This is a genomic window from Gammaproteobacteria bacterium, from assembly GCA_029881255.1.
Taxonomy (GTDB): domain Bacteria; phylum Pseudomonadota; class Gammaproteobacteria; order S012-40; family S012-40; genus JAOUMY01.
In genome coordinates this window covers 139706-157745 of sequence record JAOUMY010000005.1, presented here as the reverse complement: position 1 = coordinate 157745, position 18040 = coordinate 139706, and the positions used below count along the sequence as shown (strand labels likewise).

The 18040-nt window shown below is 49.0% G+C and carries 13 protein-coding genes and 1 pseudogene; 7 read left to right on the top strand and 7 right to left on the bottom strand.

All coding sequences use genetic code 11. From position 1 onward, the window contains the following. Nucleotides 1–2: 2 nt before the first annotated feature. Nucleotides 3–890 carry a hypothetical protein gene (locus tag OEZ43_11760; protein MDH5546259.1) on the bottom strand — a complete coding sequence of 296 codons (888 nt, stop codon included), beginning with the start codon at nt 888–890 and terminating at the stop codon, nt 3–5. Between the two features lie 347 nt (nt 891–1237). Here OEZ43_11760 and OEZ43_11755 point away from each other — a divergent pair, with 347 nt between their 5' ends. The 7 genes from OEZ43_11755 to OEZ43_11725 all read left to right on the top strand — a co-directional run bounded on the left by OEZ43_11755 (nt 1238) and on the right by OEZ43_11725 (nt 10307). Beyond that, a complete protein-coding gene (locus OEZ43_11755) occupies nt 1238–1771 on the top strand; it encodes a rhodanese-like domain-containing protein (protein MDH5546258.1) in 534 nt (177 codons plus the stop codon). Between the two features lie 26 nt (nt 1772–1797). Then, nucleotides 1798–2484: an MBL fold metallo-hydrolase gene (locus OEZ43_11750; GenBank protein ID MDH5546257.1), complete on the top strand. Its 687-nt coding sequence runs from the start codon at nt 1798–1800 to the stop codon at nt 2482–2484. Between the two features lie 75 nt (nt 2485–2559). Beyond that, nucleotides 2560–3834, top strand: a complete 1275-nt coding sequence (locus OEZ43_11745) for an MFS transporter (protein MDH5546256.1) — start codon at nt 2560–2562, stop codon at nt 3832–3834. 841 nt (nt 3835–4675) lie between these two features. Next, nucleotides 4676–5617: a tripartite tricarboxylate transporter substrate binding protein gene (locus OEZ43_11740; GenBank protein MDH5546255.1), complete on the top strand. Its 942-nt coding sequence runs from the start codon at nt 4676–4678 to the stop codon at nt 5615–5617. Nucleotides 5618–5752: 135 nt separating this feature from the next. Further along, nucleotides 5753–6247: a tripartite tricarboxylate transporter TctB family protein gene (locus OEZ43_11735; protein ID MDH5546254.1), complete on the top strand. Its 495-nt coding sequence runs from the start codon at nt 5753–5755 to the stop codon at nt 6245–6247. 30 nt (nt 6248–6277) lie between these two features. Then, on the top strand, nt 6278–7807 hold the full coding sequence (locus OEZ43_11730) for a tripartite tricarboxylate transporter permease (GenBank protein ID MDH5546253.1): 1530 nt from the start codon (nt 6278–6280) through the stop codon (nt 7805–7807). Nucleotides 7808–7916: 109 nt separating this feature from the next. Further along, nucleotides 7917–10307, top strand: a complete 2391-nt coding sequence (locus tag OEZ43_11725; protein ID MDH5546252.1) for a hypothetical protein — start codon at nt 7917–7919, stop codon at nt 10305–10307. Nucleotides 10308–10357: 50 nt separating this feature from the next. Here the strand turns inward: OEZ43_11725 and OEZ43_11720 are convergent, their stop codons facing one another. The 6 genes and pseudogenes from OEZ43_11720 to OEZ43_11695 form a co-directional block, all read right to left on the bottom strand. Further along, nucleotides 10358–11260: a substrate-binding domain-containing protein gene (locus tag OEZ43_11720; GenBank protein ID MDH5546251.1), complete on the bottom strand. Its 903-nt coding sequence runs from the start codon at nt 11258–11260 to the stop codon at nt 10358–10360. A 159-nt stretch (nt 11261–11419) separates the two neighbouring features. Beyond that, a complete protein-coding gene (locus OEZ43_11715) occupies nt 11420–12541 on the bottom strand; it encodes a Fic family protein (GenBank protein MDH5546250.1) in 1122 nt (373 codons plus the stop codon). Between the two features lie 438 nt (nt 12542–12979). Further along, nucleotides 12980–14215, bottom strand: a complete 1236-nt coding sequence (glcF, locus tag OEZ43_11710; protein MDH5546249.1) for a glycolate oxidase subunit GlcF — start codon at nt 14213–14215, stop codon at nt 12980–12982. Next, nucleotides 14215–15273, bottom strand: coding sequence for a glycolate oxidase subunit GlcE (gene glcE, locus OEZ43_11705; protein MDH5546248.1), 1059 nt, complete (start codon nt 15271–15273; stop codon nt 14215–14217). The genes glcF and glcE overlap by 1 nt, the downstream gene beginning before the upstream one ends. Nucleotides 15274–15287: 14 nt before the next feature. Beyond that, nucleotides 15288–16787, bottom strand: a complete 1500-nt coding sequence (locus OEZ43_11700; GenBank protein MDH5546247.1) for an FAD-binding protein — start codon at nt 16785–16787, stop codon at nt 15288–15290. A 20-nt stretch (nt 16788–16807) separates the two neighbouring features. After that, nucleotides 16808–18036, bottom strand: a pseudogene (locus tag OEZ43_11695) (four-carbon acid sugar kinase family protein). Nucleotides 18037–18040 lie beyond the last annotated feature (4 nt).

The following is an 18040-nucleotide window of genomic DNA, read 5'->3' as shown; positions in this document are numbered from 1 at the left end:
ACTCACCTCGATTGGTTAGAAGATTCTGCTGAAACGACTACGCGGACCACCGGCAGATCTTTTGCCAGTGCATTGAGGGTATTACCCATTTGCAGTTCTGCGAGTCTTGCGATTTCACCTATAAGCAGATCAGCATTAATCGCTGTTTCTCCCATATAGGAAACAAATTTATTGATAAACCCTGCGTCACGACGATGAAAGAAGCGACGTGCGGCAGAGTGTGCCACAAAGCGTTGCTCATTATCATGGTTACACGCAAAGGGAATCGCCGAGTTGTCTTCGAGTTCCAGCTCGGAGTCGATAACGATGACTTGTTTTTCCTCGTGATCACCTTCAAGCATTTCCCAGTGCATGCGACGATTGCCTAGCCACATGAGTTGGAAAAAACTGGTTAGCGTCTGAAGTACCAGGGATTTACGCACCTGATATTTTTGTGGCTGTTGAATAAGCAGTTTAAGGTGGCCGCATCCAATATGTTCGGGCATCAATAGAAAAGGCAGAAGCTTGTCCGACATTTCTTTGTCGATCAAAATGAGCGCGTCGAAAAATTTTCGGGTATTGCCATTAAATGATCTGGCCCAGTCCTGCAACTCGGGATCTTTTTCGATACGACTTAATAGACGTTTTACCGCGTGCGTATCGGTATGCATATAAAAGCGTCCAAAACTACTCGCGTAATTGGCCAGCAGCTGCTCGAGTTGGTGAGATGAAAAATTGAATTTCCCCAATTTTTCTGTCGCTGACAACATTAAAATCATCTCGCCGATGTTTCCACCAGGAGCGCCAACCACACAATGACTATGACGACCATCGATACACGAGATCTGTCCACTGTTTTCGATTTCAGCGATCGTCGTCCAATTTGCCTGACTAAAAGTTTCCGCATTCATATTTTATAGCTCGTTACAAAGTCGATATTTGTCCTTGCATAGCAGTTGATATGCCAATCTATAACTCGCTGAATTCCTGATCAATAATTCTGAGATAGCGCGGATGTTGTCATATATGTTGCAACATACGACGCAACATGTGAAACAAATAACCTATGAAAACGCTATGGAATAACAATATGGTTTATCGGTTATTAGAAAAAACACCTCATGAAACTCCAGTAACTCCCGATAAAACAAGCGAATAAAAAACCTTCTCCGTCCTGGCTCCGAGTGCGTAGAAGATTGGCACGACAATAGCAATTAAGAAAATCAGCAGATGCTAATAAACGAATCGGAGATATGTCATGGGTGAAGTCATTATTGATGTGCGGGAGCGTGATGAATATGAACTGGAGTATGTACACAACTCCATTAATGTTCCGCTTTCTGCTTTTACTACGGTAGCACCGGGTGTGCTGAATCAACTCACTGATCGCAAGATCGTGTTCATGTGTCGTAGCGGCATGCGTGCACAGCAGGCATTTGAACAGGCCAAAGGTCTTGGGTTTGATGATGCACATACGTATAGCGTTTATCCCGGCGGGATCATGTCGTGGATAGAAAAAGGTAATCCAGTGCGCAAGGCTGGCAAGGCACCTCTGCCTTTGATGCGTCAAATGCAATTGGTAATGGGCGTAATGTTCATGGTCTTCGCCACACTGGGAGCATTTGTCAATCCGTGGTTTTCCACGGCAACCATCGCCTTCGGCGCAGGTTTGTTTTATGCCGGGCTGACGGGTAATTGCGCAGTTGCAGGTGCGTTGGCAAAAGCGCCGTGGAACAAAGCCGATCCAAAATTGAAAGACGAATTTTGTCGCGCTTCCGGTTCATGTGATTAATTCTTAGTTAGACAGGAGATATCGAAATGAAAGTAAGACAACTCTTTGATCAGGATACCTGGACTTATACTTACTTGTTGTGGGACGAAGCAACAAAAGAAGCAGCAATTATAGATTCAGTGAAAGAGCGCGTTGAGCGCGATGTGAAATACGTACAAGACCTTGGTCTGACGCTGAAGTATGCATTGGAAACACACGTACATGCTGACCACGTGACTGGCGCAGGTCAATTGCGTGAAAAGCTGGGCTGTAAAGTTGGCGTACATACCGACGGTGGTGCCAAGTGTGCCGATATGCAACTGGTGAACGACCAGGAAATCAAACTGGGCAAGCAGACTATCAAAGTTTTGCATACTCCAGGACACACCAATGGTGACGTTACTTACGCTATCGAAGGCGCATTGTTCACAGGTGATGCACTGCTGATACGTGCCTGTGGCCGTACTGATTTCCAACAGGGAAATTCTGAAACGCTGTATCACTCGATCACTGACAAATTGTTTGCTTATCCGGATGACACAGTTGTCTATCCTGGTCACGACTACGATGGTTTCACTGAGTCGACTATCGGCGAAGAGAAACTCAACAATCCACGTCTCGCGAACAGCAAGCCTAAAGCAGCGTTCACGGCGATCATGGACAACCTTAACCTACCAAAGCCAAAACGTATCGACGTTGCTGTTCCTGGCAACCTCGTCTGCGGCATGGCTTAACTCCCTCGGGGTCAGATCACGATTGTTTGACGTGGTCTGACCCTTATTTTAATTGTTATGACTTATCAATTTGGCATGCGGGAGAATCTCGCACAGTTTCTCAACCAGCTACTGCAAGTCTTTCTGGTGGGTTTGACCATCGGTATGATGCGCAACGTAGTGCCCGCACTCGCCAGTGATGAATTCAATCTACCGGCCAATTCGTTTACCTTACTAGCCTCGTTCGTAGTGGCCTTTGGTTTTGTTAAAGGTGCGATGAATTTTGTTGCCGGTCGTCTATCTGAAAAACTCGGACGTAAACGTGTTTTATTTTTAGGTTGGTTGTTTGCCCTACCGATTCCGTTTCTCATTCTATACGCCGAGAATTGGTATTGGGTTGTCACGGCGACCATCTTTCTCGGCATTAATCAGGGTCTGGCCTGGTCGATGACGCTGACGTCCAAATTAGACCTTACGCGTCCCACCCAAAAAGGGATGGTCAATGGTCTGAATGAATTTTCCGGCTACTTTGCGGTGGCCGTTGCCGGCGTTGTGACGGCGTATCTGGCCTTGAGTTTTGGTACGCGTGAAGGCTTGTTCTGGTTTGGTTTGACGGTAACACTAAGTGCAATGGCGCTGGTGTTATTTACGATCAAAGACACCTTGCCCTGGGCTATGGCCGAAAGCGCGCAATTGCAACAAAACGGCGCTGTAAACACTTCCGCCGTGTATTCAAAAACTATTTCTGATCACCCCACGACTGGCGAAGTATTCAAACTGATGTCCTGGGGTGATAAGCGCATGTTCGCCTACTGTCAGGCAGGTCTGGTGGAAAAATTTGTCGACGCCATCGTGTGGGTGTTTTACCCGGTGTTTCTATTGAGCAAAGGCCTGGACATCAAACAAGCCGGTTGGGTCATTGGTGTATATGGCACCGTATGGGGCGCATCACAGTTATTGACCGGACATTTGTCCGATCGCATCGGACGTAAAATTCCCATCGTCACCGGCATGATAATGTCCGGTATCGGTGTGGGTATGATGCTGTTGTCCGATGGTATTGCCTGGTGGTCGTTTTCATCGGCAGTCGCAGGCTTCGGCATGGCCTTGTTATATCCCAATCTCGGCGCGGCGGTTGCCGATATTGCGCATCCAAACTGGCGCGGCTCCGCGCTCGGCATTTATCGTTTCTGGCGTGACCTCGGCTATGGTATCGGCGCACTGGCGCTTGGAATAGCTGCGCAACTTTCTGGCGTGATTGAGCCTGCGTTTTGGTTAGTCATGGTTGCGATGATCGTATCAGGTTTGTTCGTATTGGTGTTTACCGGCAGTGAAAAGTCTAAGGGGAAGCATCTGTGCACGAAACTATAGTTTGGCCGTTTTGGCCAATCCTTGGTTTTGTAACAAGCTGCCACCGAATGCGTGGTGGATTTTTCAAATAATGGGCAGCTTTTCGCTAAGGGAGATGCTTTCGACGGCCGGGCAGGACAACGAGGTACACATTCGGATCCCTTTTACATGAATACCTATATTAAATATTTTGATTTAAATGAGGGTGTTTCCAAGCCATCCCTAAATCTGCATCGAAGACCTTGTCATCTCGCTCAAACAGCAATATTTCGACAATCGCATGGGAAAGATGCGCCTCGAGAAGTTGAGTCAGCTTCAAAATAGTAACAAGAAGAGTCGATAGCAGCCGGAATCTAATGAATTATTAGTTGTGACAAGTACGCAGCATTGTTAGACTTCGTTCACCCCTTTTTTGTTTAGTGCTTTTTTGTATGCAAAGGGATATTAACATTGGCGAATACACTTAATCCTTTGAGTGACGTTCGTCTGTTTTTCTTGCGTCGCATAGACGACAGACAGGATAACCGTTAATGATATAGAGTAGTGCAGTCGCTTTGTTTCAAACGATATAGTTGCCCGGATCATATATACATCGTAACAATATTTATTGAAAACAAGTGGTTGACTTCTTTAGGGCGTTTTCAAATGGAGTATGGCGCATTGACAGGGAAAGTTTTGTTTTACCAAATTTGCAATTCCCCGAACTGGCATGCTGCCCGTCTTCTGAAGTTTATTCCCATTTTTCCAATGTTTCTGTCTGTACAACGATTTCTGTTCGTCAATGCAGCATGTAGAAGGAATAGGCCGTTCTTTCAATTCAATGGCCGGATTTAAAACTGACAGATAAGCAAGGAGGATCGCAATGAGAAGATTTTTAACCCTTGGCGTTGGCCTATTAATGGCTACGATTACCACCAGTGTATTCGCCGCGGATTACCCAAGCCGTCCCATTACGTTCATGACGATGACACAACCGGGTGCGCAAATAGACCGTCTCACGCGCGGGCTCGCTCAGCGCATGAGTACACTCCTGGGACAACCCATAAATGTTAAGAACGTCACCGGTTCTCACGGCACGGTGATGGCCACATCTCTTAGCCGGGCCAAGGCAGATGGTTATACTATCGGTGTTACTTCCTTGACGGCTTATACCTACGCCCCCCATCACGCGAAGATGCAATATACGTCCGATGATTTTGATTATCTGTCGCTGGTGGCGCTGAACTCCAGTGGTTTCATCGCTAAAAGCGACAAGCCTTATAAGACACTGAAAGAAGCATTTGCCTGGGCCAAGACGCAGAATGGCGGAAAAATTCGTGCAATGTTCCATGGCGCGGATGATAAGGATGCCATCGTACGCATGGCGAAAAAGGAAGGTGTTCAATTAGCCTTGCTTCCGTCGAAAGGTGGCCCGTCAGTTATCCAGGCAGTTACCGGCGACCATGTCGATGTTGGGTATGTTGGCGCAATTCTATATAAGCACGTAGAAGCGGGTACGATAAAATTAATTGCCTCTGCCCTCGGCGAACGTTTACCGCCTATCCCCGAAGTTCCTACGCTGAAAGAGCAGGGATATGACGAGCAAATTGAAATGATTGTTGCTTTGATCGCACCAAAAGGCATTGATCCTAAGGCGAAAGCGAAATTGTTAGCCGCTGCAGACAAGCTTGCCAATGATGCAGAAACGCAAACATTCATTACCGATAATCTGAAGATGCGCCCAGTTACCTGGGGTGAAGAGACCGCAGATAAAACGGCAAGTCGCTTGTATGCCACCTTTGGTGCGCTGGCAAGTATGAACTAGCAGCTTGACCAACACTTGAATCGCCAGGCGATTAGTCGTCTGGCGATTTTATTTAAGTCGCTTCTGCGTATTCTACGCAGGTGAATTTGTCTAGGTCGGAGGTGACGTGGCTTGACAAGAATAACAAGAGACTCGATGGCATATTTGCTTGTAATCGGGTTTTGCATTTTGATGCTTAGCTGGGGAATTCCTAATTACACACCTGCCTATCCGGGTTACGGTGCATCATCTTCTCTGGTGCCAAGCGTGGCAATCAGCATAATGCTCTTTATGGCGTGTTTGTCGCTGTTTTTTGTCTTCATCGCGCGCTATTTTAAAAAGCCGCTCCCGCGCAGCGAGACAACGTTTCCGGAAGATAGAGGTGACGAAGGTGGCTTCACGCAAATAGGCAGAGTCAATCTGCGTTGCCTGATGAACGTGATGTTTCCCAGTGTTCTGCTGATTGTCGCTATTGAGTACGTTGGTTATATCATTGCGTCATTTGTATTCCTGATGTTATTGCAATATGTGATTGGCAGTCGGCGCTGGTTGCAATCAATCATGCTCGCAGTCATCTTAACGGCTGTGTTGTATGTCATCATGCGTTATGGTTTTGGGGTACCCGTTCCGGGGCCACAACTTTTCGAATAAACAAAATCAACAGGTGGAAATTATAAAGCCATGGAAATGATACTTGCGGGATTGCTGGATTCTGTTTCACCCGCCAGCCTGATGTTTCTCCTCCTTGGTGTAGCGATTGGCGTATTAGTTGGTGCTATTCCCGGCATAAATGGTCCGATGGCGATTGCGTTGTTTATCCCCATCACGTATTACATGACGCCACTGACGGCGATCGGTTTTTTAGTGGGCTTAAACAAGGGCGCGTTTTATGGAGGCGCCGTTTCTGCCGTGTTATTAAGAACACCTGGCACACCCGAAGCCGCTGCTACTTCCTGGGACGGCTATCCGCTTACGCAAAAAGGTCAGGGTGAAAAGGCCTTGCGCATGGCCTTATATAGTTCGGTTGCCGGAGATTTTCTTTCGACTATCGTATTGATCCTGGTTGCGGCGCCATTGGCAATGGTGGCCTTATATATGGGGCCGGCGGAAATTTTCGCGTTGATCACGCTCGCCTTAACCGTTATCGCCGGTATCGGAACCGGTTCAATCGGTCGTGGACTGATTGCCGCCGCCTTTGGAATTGTACTGGGTTTAATCGGCACTGAGCCGGTGACGGCATTACCCAGACTGACCTTCGACGTTTATCAACTCGGCGGCGGCTTGTCGCTCATTCCGGTAGCCATTGGCTTGCTCGCTTTTTCGGAAATCCTGATCCAGTTGGAAAGATTCGCGGGCAAAGCAAGCGTTGAACAATCCGCAAACGTTTTTTCTAAAAAGCGTGAAGATCGAATCGTGTCGATCAAGGAATTTTTTGGCAATACCAGAACATTGCTGCGCGGCACTCTTATCGGAATAGGCGTCGGTGCTATGCCTGGCCTGGGAGCCCCGGTAGCATCGTTCATGTCTTATGACCAGGCGATGAAACGATCAAAGCACAGAGAAGAGTTCGGCAAGGGCCGTCTTGAAGGTATTGCAGCGTCTGAGTCCGCGAATAGTTCAGTGGTTGCTGCCAGCCTGATTCCCTTGTTCGTGCTCGGCATTCCCGGCAACCTTGCCGCAGCCATGTTGATGGGTGCGTTTATGATACATGGCATGCAACCGAGCCCCTTGTTGTTTAAAGAGAATGCGCAGCTGATGTATGGCATCTACGGCAGCCTGGTAATAGCCAGTTTGTTCCTATTGATTGTTGGCCGCGTGGGTCTGCGCTTTTTCTGTAAAGCCGTGAATATTCCTGCCCTGGTTTTGTATCCAATCGTTATCTTCACCTGCATCATGGGTGCCTATCTTGGCAAGTCCGACATGTTTGATGTGGGCGTTATGCTCGTGTTCGGTTTTATCGGTTATTTCATGCGAAAATTTGACTATTCCTATGTCGCCTTGTTGATCGGTTTTATTCTGGCGCCGGAATGGGAGCGTACATTACAACAAGTTGTCATTATCTCGCAGCAAGATACCTATATGTTCTTCCAGCGTCCGGTTGCCATGGTATTGATGGCGCTAACGTTGTTCGTCGTCGTTCGCACTTTCTGGACCAGCATCAAGGCCGGACGCAAGAAAAGAAAGGACGCCGCTGCTGAGTCTACGCAGTAGCGAGTTTAGTCAACATTTTCGCTCAATGGCGTTGCTATTTTTTTCATGAGGTGCCGTTGAAACTATTTCGATCAGTATGTTTTAGGAAAATGAACAAGGGGTTTTAGCTATGAAAAAAATGACGGACGCCGAGTTAAAAGAAAAACTGGGCGATTCATATTTCGCACCCGCAGGTCTGTACCAAAAGACCAAGGACATGCCATTTCTTGGTTCAGTCACCTGTAATATCGAAGAAATGGATGCCGGTTCGTGGCAGGAAATCATTATTGTATACACGCTTGGGCAATCGGGCATGGCAGACGGCTCCTGGTTTAAGGCCACATTTCGCTTCTATTCAGACTGGGAACTTTTCCAAACAACTCACCCAAGCGGCGCCAACTATGTATCCGCTGAATACCATGCATCGCCTACGCTTGAAGGACAAAGCCCAGCGTCTGTGCAAAAGCTTTCCGTACGCTTTGATCAGAAAGGCCACGAGCGTCCTTTTCAGAAAGCCATTATTGTTGATACCTATGACGGCTATTTAAAGGCTGGTGATCAAATCGTTATCCGCATGGGAGACCGACGTTTCGGCGGTCCGGGCACCCGTGTACAAACGTTTACAGAAGAATTCTTCAAGTTCCGCTGCTATGTGGACCCACTTGGCACCTCACGTTTCGCAGCGGTAAATCCTGATCTAACGATCAATATCAAACCGGGTCGCCCTGCATTACTACAATGGGCCGGTTCGCGTCTGGTGAAGCGGGGCGAGAAAGTGCCATTGCGAATTCGCGCTGAAGATGAATGGGGTAATACCTGCTGGAATCGCGCTGACAGGATTCGTATCAACGCTACGCTTGATGGCGTCCCTTGCTATGAGAGCGAGATCAGGTTGCCGGAAGAAGGTTGGTCGGTTCATCTGCTGGAAGATATACCAACGGACAAGCCGGGTGAATTGGTAATCAATGCCAGCATGCCGGATCATCCCGCGGTCCAGCCAAACACATTCTATGTTACGGTCGATAAAGAACTCGAGTTTCCTAGAATCTATTACACCGACTTGCATGTGCATTCAGATGATACGATTGGAACCAATTCTACAACGTATAACCTGAATTACGGGCGTGATGTAACCGGGTTGGACGTGCTGGCGTTTGCGCATAATGACTTTAACATCACCCACGAACGCTGGAACAAAACAGTAGAGCTGATACGCGAAATCAGTAAAGACGGTGAATTCGTTGCTTATCCCGGAACAGAGTGGTGCGGCAGTTCCTGCGCGGGTGGTGACCATAACGTCATCTTCCTGCACGATGGCGAACCTGAGTTTCCATTTTTGAAAGATGGCACCCACGTGCGCTCGGTTGACTGGAATGAAGATTCCGGCACAACAGAAGCCATTCCCGGTGCCTGGCCGCTAGAAGAATTATGGGCCGCCTATGCGAGCGATCCTGAAGGTCACTTGTTAACGCCTCACGTCGGTGGGCGTCGTTGTATTCTGGACTGGCATCATCCCGAACTGGAAAAATTGATTGAGATCGGATCGTCCTGGGGTCACTTTGGCTGGCTGTATCAGGAAGCCATGCAACGCGGCTACAAAATCGGTGCAAGCATGGCAGGTGATGAACACCGTGGTCGTTGCGGTGGCGGTGTGCCGGGTACAGCGGTATTTGGTACCAAGGGCGGTATCTCCGGAGTCATCTCTCCAGAACTATCGCGCAAGGCTATCGGCATCGCCTTACGCCAACGCCATACCTTCGCGTCGACCGGCGAGCGTACCTTCGGATTGATTTCGTGTGGTAAGCACATTATGGGTGATGAGTTTGATCACCAGGGAGCCGCGCAGGTGGACTATCGCTTTCTTGGCGACGCCGGTTGGGATGAAATCGTTGCCTACGATCAGGATGGCGAGTTTTGGCGGCGCGATCTGCAGAAGGAACTGGGCTATTCCGAGCGTAAGATTCGTTTCCGCTGGGGCGGTGCACGTATTAAGGATCGCTATCGTTGGGCCGCCTGGAAAGGCAAGATCACCATCACGAACGCCGTTATCAATGAGTTTGTAGGCCTGGGCTTTGAGCACAAAGAAGAAACCTGCTGGCGCGAAACAACAACGACGATCGGATTCAAGAGTGATACCTATGGCGATGTCGATGCCATCGAGATGGACGTTTCGCATTTAGCGACGGCGAAAATCAAAATCGAAGGCACGATTGATGGCTATGTAAAAGTCGGTGATCCTTTAAAAGGGAATCCATTTGTGCATTGCCCAACGTTTTCCTGGGAGTTTACCGGCGAAGAATTGCTCGAAGCATCGCGACTGAAAAAGGATTTACCCGGCGTCGAAATGTTTCTTGCGATGGAGCGCATGAGTGACTCGAAGGCACCACGTGAAGTCACCGGAAATTTTGAAATCGCACCGAAAAACGGCCCACACGGTCATCGCCCGGTCTATGTTGTCGCACGTCAGGTTGACGATGCCAAGATCTGGACATCGGCCTTGTTTATCACGTTCAAGAAATAACTAGAAACTTGTTCTCACACAAATATGCCACCTTCGGGTGGTATATTTTTTTATGGGCGTTGCAAACCATGTTTAGCATAGAGGCTCGTCACCGTATCACTGAACATAAATTCAACGAATGATTGCCCCCATGTGCCCCCATCACCTACCGACCCGACGTGGTAAGCGGTGCAGATATTATTTTCAGTATAGTTCGCTTCACCCTTCAAACCGCTCAAGGGGACAATATCAAAATGTTCCGGAAAAATGCGCGTATATCGCAAGGCAAGATGGTAATAAACTATAGCCACGTCGGCGCTGTCATCGAACACACGCTGTGGCGCCTCTCGGTGATGTATACGCTGCCCGGTAACAAGTCGTTTTGATGCCTCGCTAAGTAAATCTCTTATCGTGTCCTGGCTAATATTTTTTTGCCTAGCCAGTGCAAGAAGCGTTTCTTCATAAACCTGGTAACTAGCCTTTTCCGTGTTCGGGTTAGATATAAACAGTTTTATATCCTCACGGAGCAGGTCGGCGAGGCCCTGTATGTTCTTGGGATTGTTCTTGCGTACCAACAGAACATTACCGCGACTTTGCATGAAAACCTGGTGAGATGCCACATAACCGTCTGACTGTAACTTGTCCATAATCCCTTGCGGACTGATAAACACATTGGGCAAGCGCGAGAGCGTCAGGTTGCCTAGGTTGATTTGACCGTTCTTGAGTAGATTCACTATCACGCCAGGTGGCGTCGTCGCATAGAAAACATCGTTCACTTCGGGGTGTAGATTTCTGAATTGCCGAAGACAGGCCTCTAGCGCCATGTGGTGATTGCCATCAGAAAATACCACCAGCCCGGCCTTTATTGGATCACCATGAAAGTCGAGACAGATATTCGATTCCGGCTGGCACCAGCGGTTTTCCGTGTCCGTTTGGGATGCGGCCTCTATTGGCCAATCAAGATAATCAGGCATGCGACCAGCATAGATAAATGCCCCAATATTTTCAATAAGGTTACAATTTTAACTCAGCGATATTGTGTAACCATCCCCTAAACTAGGGACCATGGATTCCTACCCGTCCTGGCGACGGAGTTTAACGAGCTGTTGCGGTGACAGGTTAAATCTAAGAGCCTAAAAAGTAATTTGTTCTAAATTGACTTCGTAGCGCGTACTTCTACCACCGCCTGTTTGTTTAAACACACCCTTTTCGATGAGGTATTGTAGGTCGCGAGTCGCAGTGGCTTTAGAGGTGCTTGTGATTGCGATATATTTCTTTGCAGACATGCCTCCCTCGAATCCTTTCGGCCCTTCATCAAGCATACGCTTGATCACTTTGGTTTGGCGCTCATTGAGCACGGAACCAAACCGGTCGAAAAATTTAGATTTCTTGAGAATGAATTCGATTTGGACTTCCGAGTCTGTTTGTGCGTCCAGAGTGAGGTTGGCGAAATACTTTAGCCACGGCGTAATCTCGTGTGATTTCTGAGCTGTTTCTAACGCTGAGTAATATTGTTTTTTATTTTTCTCAATGGTGCTGGATAGGCTTAAGAGGACGGGGTATCCGAGGCCTTGTGAAAGCGTTTTTTCTGCAATTGCACGTCCAATACGACCGTTACCATCTTCGAATGGATGTATGCTCTCGAAGTAAAGATGAGCGATTGCGGATCGAATGACGGGAAATTTTATATGATTTTCTCCGCCAGGCGCGCTCCGATTAAACCAGTTAATGAAGGATTCCATTTCATCAGGAACACGACTCGACGCTGGAGCCTCGAAGTGGATTGTAGTTTTTCCAACCGGACCCGAAATAACCTGCATAGGTTCCTCATGTGAGCGCCAATCTCCAATAGCGATTTGCGTGGGTGTTTGTTCGAAAAGCATGGTGTGCCACTGAAAAAGCTTTTCTTTCGTAAGTGGGGCAGCATAAGTATTTCGAACATCTAGCATGAGTTCGGCGATTCCCGATGCTCGTTTATCCCGCACATGTTCAGTCGGCTTGTTCAAGCCTAGTTGGTTGCGAATCGATGACATGACATCTTGCCGACTGAGCAACTCGCCCTCGATTTCTGAAGTCTTTATCGCTTCCGCAAGCACCAGGTTAACAAGGGTATCAGTCTGTAAATTTTCAGAGAGACCTTTTACCAGACCACTAACATGTCCGAATTTCTCGGCCAGCATGACTAAGGTCTCTTGGAGACCTGTGAGGTCATACCGAAAGTCGGTCCAATTCGCTTGTTGCCAGTTGTATTTCATGAGCCGAATATAGTCTCTAATCGGCTCACAAACAAGTTAAATATGAGCCGAATAGGAGTCGTGTTCGACTCATTATCCGGGGAGGGATGCTAGAAGTTAGGCGAAGATCCTAGATGGAGAGTAAATAAGATTTAAAAAATCATGATGTTATGGATTTTCACTGTTTCTGGGTTAAAGCCTGAGACTCGTGGGGGCCTCTTTTATATTGCTACCCCCTCAAAATTTCACTACGTGTGTCTTGACCGTTCGGTTCGTATCATCGGCATTAAACCAACTTCCGTCTTTACCTGGATTAAGGAATGACTGGAACCAGTACCTTTTTGCCTTTTGTAGATGTCTAGGATAATGTCCGCTCTAAGTCGGTATTACGCAATCCGTTCTTTACTATTTAGGTAGAAACAAAAAAGGTCGCTTACAAATCTGGCCAAACTATGCTTTTCAAAAGCGGCCATCCTTAGGTTTGGCGAACACATCGTCCAGCAATTCTACCCAATGCCTAACCGGCACCGAAGCCTTGGTGGCCATGTGCATCTGGCAGCCGACGTTGGCGCTGACAATGACGTCTGGTGCGTCTGATTGAAGGGAATCCAGTTTGTTATCTAATAGCTGTTGTGACAATTCGGTTTGCAAGATCGAATATGCGCCCGCTGAGCCGCAGCATAGGTGCGGGTTGCTGACCTCAGTTAATACAAAGCCAGCGTTGCGCAATATGCTTTCGATAGTGCCTGTAATCTTTTGTCCGTGTTGAAGCGAGCACGGCGAGTGAAAGGCGACGCGGGTTTCCGTCTTTCGAGCGAACACAGACAAATCCTCTTGCGATAAAATTTCGCTTAAATCTTTTGCCAGTTCAGATATGTGTTTTGCCTTGTCCGCATAACGTGTATCGTTTGCTAACAACATTCCATAGTCTTTGACCACCACGCCGCAACCGCTAGCGGTGTTGATTATCGCTTCGACGCCTTGATCTATATGCGGCCACCAGGCGTCGATGTTGCGACGCATATAGTCGAGTCCCTCTTCGTGGGCCGACAGGTGATGACTGAGTGCGCCGCAGCATCCGGCACCGCTGGCGCTTACGAGTTGTATACCGAGTCTGTCGAGTACGCGTGCGGTCGCGGCATTGGTTCTCGGTGTAGTGACGGGTTGCACGCAACCATCTAACACGAGCATCTTGCGTGTATGTTGCGTCGTCGGCCACTCGCCAGACTTCTGTGTGACCGGTATCTTTTGTTTTAAACTCGTCGGTAACACCGGTTTAAACAGGCGACCAAGGTTGAGCAAGGACTTGAATACGGCGCTGCGGGGTATTACCACACGTAATAATTTGCGTTGTACACGATCAAACAGCGGACGACGCACCTGGTGTTCGACGATATCGCGCCCGATGTCGACTAAACGACCATAACGTACACCCGAGGGGCAAGTCGTTTCACAAGAACGGCAGGTGAGGCAACGATCCAGATGCGTCTTCGTTTTGCGCGTGACCTCTTTGCCCTCTAGCAATTGTTTCATTAAATAGATGCGCCCGCGCGGACCATCGAGTTCGTCGCCGAGCAACTGATATGTTGGACAGGTTGCAGTGCAGAAACCACAGTGTACGCAGCTGCGTAGAATCGATTCGGCCTCTTTGCCTTCGGCCGTTTGCAGATAGCTATCCAGTATTTGGGTTTGCATTAAAACTCCTGATACATCCGGCCCGGGTTGAATACACAATAAGGATCGAATGATTGTTTCAACTGTCGATGCAAAGTCATGAGCCCTTGATTGAGAGGCTGAAATATCTGCCCACTTCGATCATGGGTCTTGTAACAACTCGCATGTCCACCGGCGATTGTGCATGCGTCAAATATCTCTTGCGCTGGAAGGTCTGTGTATAGCCAGCGTAGGGCGCCGCCCCATTCCATGAGTGTATCTCCTTCGAGAGAAAGTTCTGCATGGGTGGCGGGTAGGGAAATACGCCACAGTGTTTTTTCGTTTTGAAAAAAGGCTAACTGATGTTCACGCAATTGAGACCAGAAGGCCTCGGCCGATGTGAGTTCTTCACCACCGATATAGCGTCGTGCGGTTTCGATCGCATTGGCACTGCCTGAGAGACGCATATACAACTGCTCATTACACCAGGCGCTTGCGGAAAGTGGTATCGGCATGCTCGCACACTGATTCATAAAGGCAATCGCTTTGCTCGCGCTCATCTCTTGCACCAATGTCATTTCCATTGCAGGTCTGGGTAACACCTTGAGACTGACCTCAAGTAAAACCCCGAGCGTACCCATCGCACCACACATCAGGCGCGACACGTCATAACCGGCAACGTTTTTCATCACCTCACCACCAAAGCGCAAAACCTCTGCCTTGCCATTGATGATTTTTGTGCCGAGTAAAAAATCCCGTGCGGCGCCGCTAGTAGCCCGTCTTGGGCCGGAAAGATTGCACGCAATGGTTCCGCCTATAGTAGCGTCGGGACCATAGTGTGGCGGTTCAAAGGCCAACATCTGATTATTCTGTCGCAACAGGTGCTCGATTTCTTCGAGACTGGTACCGGCACGTGCGGTGATGACCAGTTCGGTTGGATCATAGTTTGTTATGCCGTGATGGTCTTTGATATTCAATGTCTCACCATCTGAAATTCTTCCCAGCCAGGCTTTGCTGTTTCCGGCAACGATGTTAAGTGGAGTTCTATCGTTGACTGCGAATGCAATTTGTTGCTGCAAATATTTTTCTTCGTTGGCCACAAATACCCCTACACTTAAAACCGTTCAAGTTCAGGAAACGGTAGCTCGCCCCGATGTACATGCATCGCGCCGAATTCAGCGCAACGGTGTAAGGTAGGAACGGCTTTGCCGGGATTGAGTAAACCGACAGGGTCAAAGGCGTGTTTCACCGCGTGAAACTGCGTCAACTCAGCACTGTCGAATTGCGAACACATCTGATTGATTTTTTCCATGCCAACACCGTGCTCGCCGGTGATAGTGCCACCAACCTCAACGCACAATTCCAGAATCTTGCCTCCGAATTCTTCAGTGCGCTCCAACTCGCCTGTTATGTTCGCATCGTAAAGTATCAAGGGATGCAAATTGCCATCGCCAGCATGAAACACATTGGCCACTGGCAAATTATAGTGTTTCGACAGATCGGCAATACCACGCAATACTTCGGGCAGACGTTTACGTGGAATCGTGCCGTCCATGCAATAGTAGTCAGGCGCGAGGCGGCCGACAGCCGGAAAGGCAGACTTACGTCCCTTCCAGAAATTTACACGTTCCTGTTCGTCTTTTGCGGTTCTGACTTCGGTCGCGCCACTGCGTTCAAGTACGTCACGCACAAGCATGACTTGTTCGGAAACTTCCTCGTTGGAACCATCGAGTTCGCATAGCAGTATGGCCTCGGCGTCACGCGGGTAGCCGGCATGCGCAAAATCCTCGGCGGCCTGTATCGCCAGCTTGTCCATCATTTCCAATCCGCCGGGTATCACACCGGCGGCAATAATATTACCGACAGCGGCACCGGCTTTTTCCACGTCGTCGAAGGCTGCGAGTAACACTTGCGCACGTTCGGGTACCGGCAGCAGTCGCACCGTGACCTCGACGATAATCGCAAGCATGCCTTCCGACCCTGTCATTAATGCCAACAAATCATAACCGGGACTGTCCAGCGCCTGACTGCCTATGGTGAGTAACTCACCGTCGATAGTGACAACCTTGAGTTCAAGAATATTGTGTACGGTAAGACCATATTTTAAACAATGCACACCACCGGAGTTCTCGGCGACGTTACCACCAATACTGCACGCGATTTGTGACGAGGGGTCTGGGGCGTAATACAGTCCAAAACGTTTTGCTTCGTTTGAAATGGCCAGATTGCGCACACCGGGTTGCACGCGTGCGGTGCGCGCCAGGGGATCGATATCGAGTACGGATTTGAACTTTGCGAGACTGAGCACGACGCCTTGTTCAAGCGGTAAGGCACCGCCGGACAAACCTGTGCCTGCGCCGCGGGCAACTATTGGTACGTTGTGTTCGCGACAAATACGCTCGATGCGCTGTACCTGCGCAACTGTTTCCGGTAGTAACACCATCATCGGCAGCTGGCGATAGGCGGATAGCCCATCACATACGTAGGGCCGAAGATCCTCGTCCTCGTGTAACACAGCGTCGCTCGGCAAAAACTGCTGCATCATGTGTAGCAGTTGCGCTTTACTGACTTTGGCCTGTGGTATGTTGTCGGTCTTTTCTGAGACTGCGTGCATATTTTATCTCGTTGTCATCGTCAGGCAGAGGCGGCCTTTTCCTGTTCGGAAACATTCGGTTTTGTCATTCCGCTGAGTCGATGGTAGGCAGTAGCCAACGCATTATCGTCACCCACGTTGCCCGGAAATATGACTACTGGCAGATTGGGGTAGCGCGCGTGTTCCTGCGGACAACGAACAACAGAACAACCGGCGAGTATCTGTCCGACAACCCGAGAGGTTTGCAAGGCGAGTCCTGAGCTTAACACATCATTCGATGTGATTCCGCCTTTGCTAATCAGAAAACCGATGTCCTGCGGAAGATTGCGTACCACATCCATCAAAAACGCCGATACGGTTTCACCAAATTGCAGACGCGTTTGCTGATCGGGAAAGCTCAGCTCGACGCGGCTGGTAAATATTGCCGGAGTATTGCCTTGTTGATGTGCAGCCGCCGCCGCATTGACGATGTATTGCAACAATTCCTCGCCTTGTTCTTCGATAAGTGTGACGTCGATTTCAATCGGTGTCACACCGGCTTGATTCAACAAGGCGTTTAACTGCGACGTGGTCTTCTTCACATGCGAGCCGATAATTACCGCACCTGGCTTGCCACCACGCACATACTCACGCATGGCCTCAGCGGCGACAGGTTGTGGCGGTAGTTGCGCCAGCGAGGTCAATAGACTAGCGGCGCTGCGGAAAAGAAAACGCTTACCTTGCGCCGCCGCTTCACGTATTTGTGCAGCAAACCGATCGAGGTCCGATTGTTGTTCGCAATCGACAACACAGCACTGATTGTCGCGTAAGGCGAGTAAATCCGTCAGCGAGTCACCACGTACCTGCTCCAGGGCAAAATGTTTTACCTCGGAGGACTTGATGCGGCCCTTGGTCTTTTCCTCGACATAGTCAGGCATGTAACTGTGTTTGTAGCCAAACACAGAGTCACGCGCGAACTCGGTTTCATGTACCGCCACAGGCTTGCCATCAACCATGAGATAATGCACCCCATCGCGTGTGATACGCCCACCTTCGAAAAAAGCCGGGATCAAAAAGTGCGCATCGAACGGCCCCATCTCCTCTGTGATTACATCGGTCTCGACCGGATAGTGTCCACGTTGAGTAGAGTCCGAACGACTGACCATAATCGGGTTGATGGATTTACCAACTGCTTTCAATTCATTTATAGCAACGCGCAGATTCTGACATACCGCTCGGGTGACCGCCGCCTGCGTGGCATCCAGCCACGGGTGTTAGTCAACACATCGAACGCG

Excerpts from the sequence above, each read along its gene's own strand:
- OEZ43_11760 (MDH5546259.1), bottom strand. The coding sequence starts at position 890 with ATGAATGCGGAAACTTTTAGTCAGGCAAATTGGACGACGATCGCTGAA.
- OEZ43_11755 (MDH5546258.1), top strand. The coding sequence starts at position 1,238 with ATGGGTGAAGTCATTATTGATGTGCGGGAGCGTGATGAATATGAACTG.
- OEZ43_11750 (MDH5546257.1), top strand. The coding sequence starts at position 1,798 with ATGAAAGTAAGACAACTCTTTGATCAGGATACCTGGACTTATACTTAC.
- OEZ43_11745 (MDH5546256.1), top strand. The coding sequence starts at position 2,560 with ATGCGGGAGAATCTCGCACAGTTTCTCAACCAGCTACTGCAAGTCTTT.
- OEZ43_11740 (MDH5546255.1), top strand. The coding sequence starts at position 4,676 with ATGAGAAGATTTTTAACCCTTGGCGTTGGCCTATTAATGGCTACGATT.
- OEZ43_11735 (MDH5546254.1), top strand. The coding sequence starts at position 5,753 with ATGGCATATTTGCTTGTAATCGGGTTTTGCATTTTGATGCTTAGCTGG.
- OEZ43_11730 (MDH5546253.1), top strand. The coding sequence starts at position 6,278 with ATGGAAATGATACTTGCGGGATTGCTGGATTCTGTTTCACCCGCCAGC.
- OEZ43_11725 (MDH5546252.1), top strand. The coding sequence starts at position 7,917 with ATGAAAAAAATGACGGACGCCGAGTTAAAAGAAAAACTGGGCGATTCA.
- OEZ43_11720 (MDH5546251.1), bottom strand. The coding sequence starts at position 11,260 with ATGCCTGATTATCTTGATTGGCCAATAGAGGCCGCATCCCAAACGGAC.
- OEZ43_11715 (MDH5546250.1), bottom strand. The coding sequence starts at position 12,541 with ATGAAATACAACTGGCAACAAGCGAATTGGACCGACTTTCGGTATGAC.
- glcF (MDH5546249.1), bottom strand. The coding sequence starts at position 14,215 with ATGCAAACCCAAATACTGGATAGCTATCTGCAAACGGCCGAAGGCAAA.
- OEZ43_11700 (MDH5546247.1), bottom strand. The coding sequence starts at position 16,787 with ATGCACGCAGTCTCAGAAAAGACCGACAACATACCACAGGCCAAAGTC.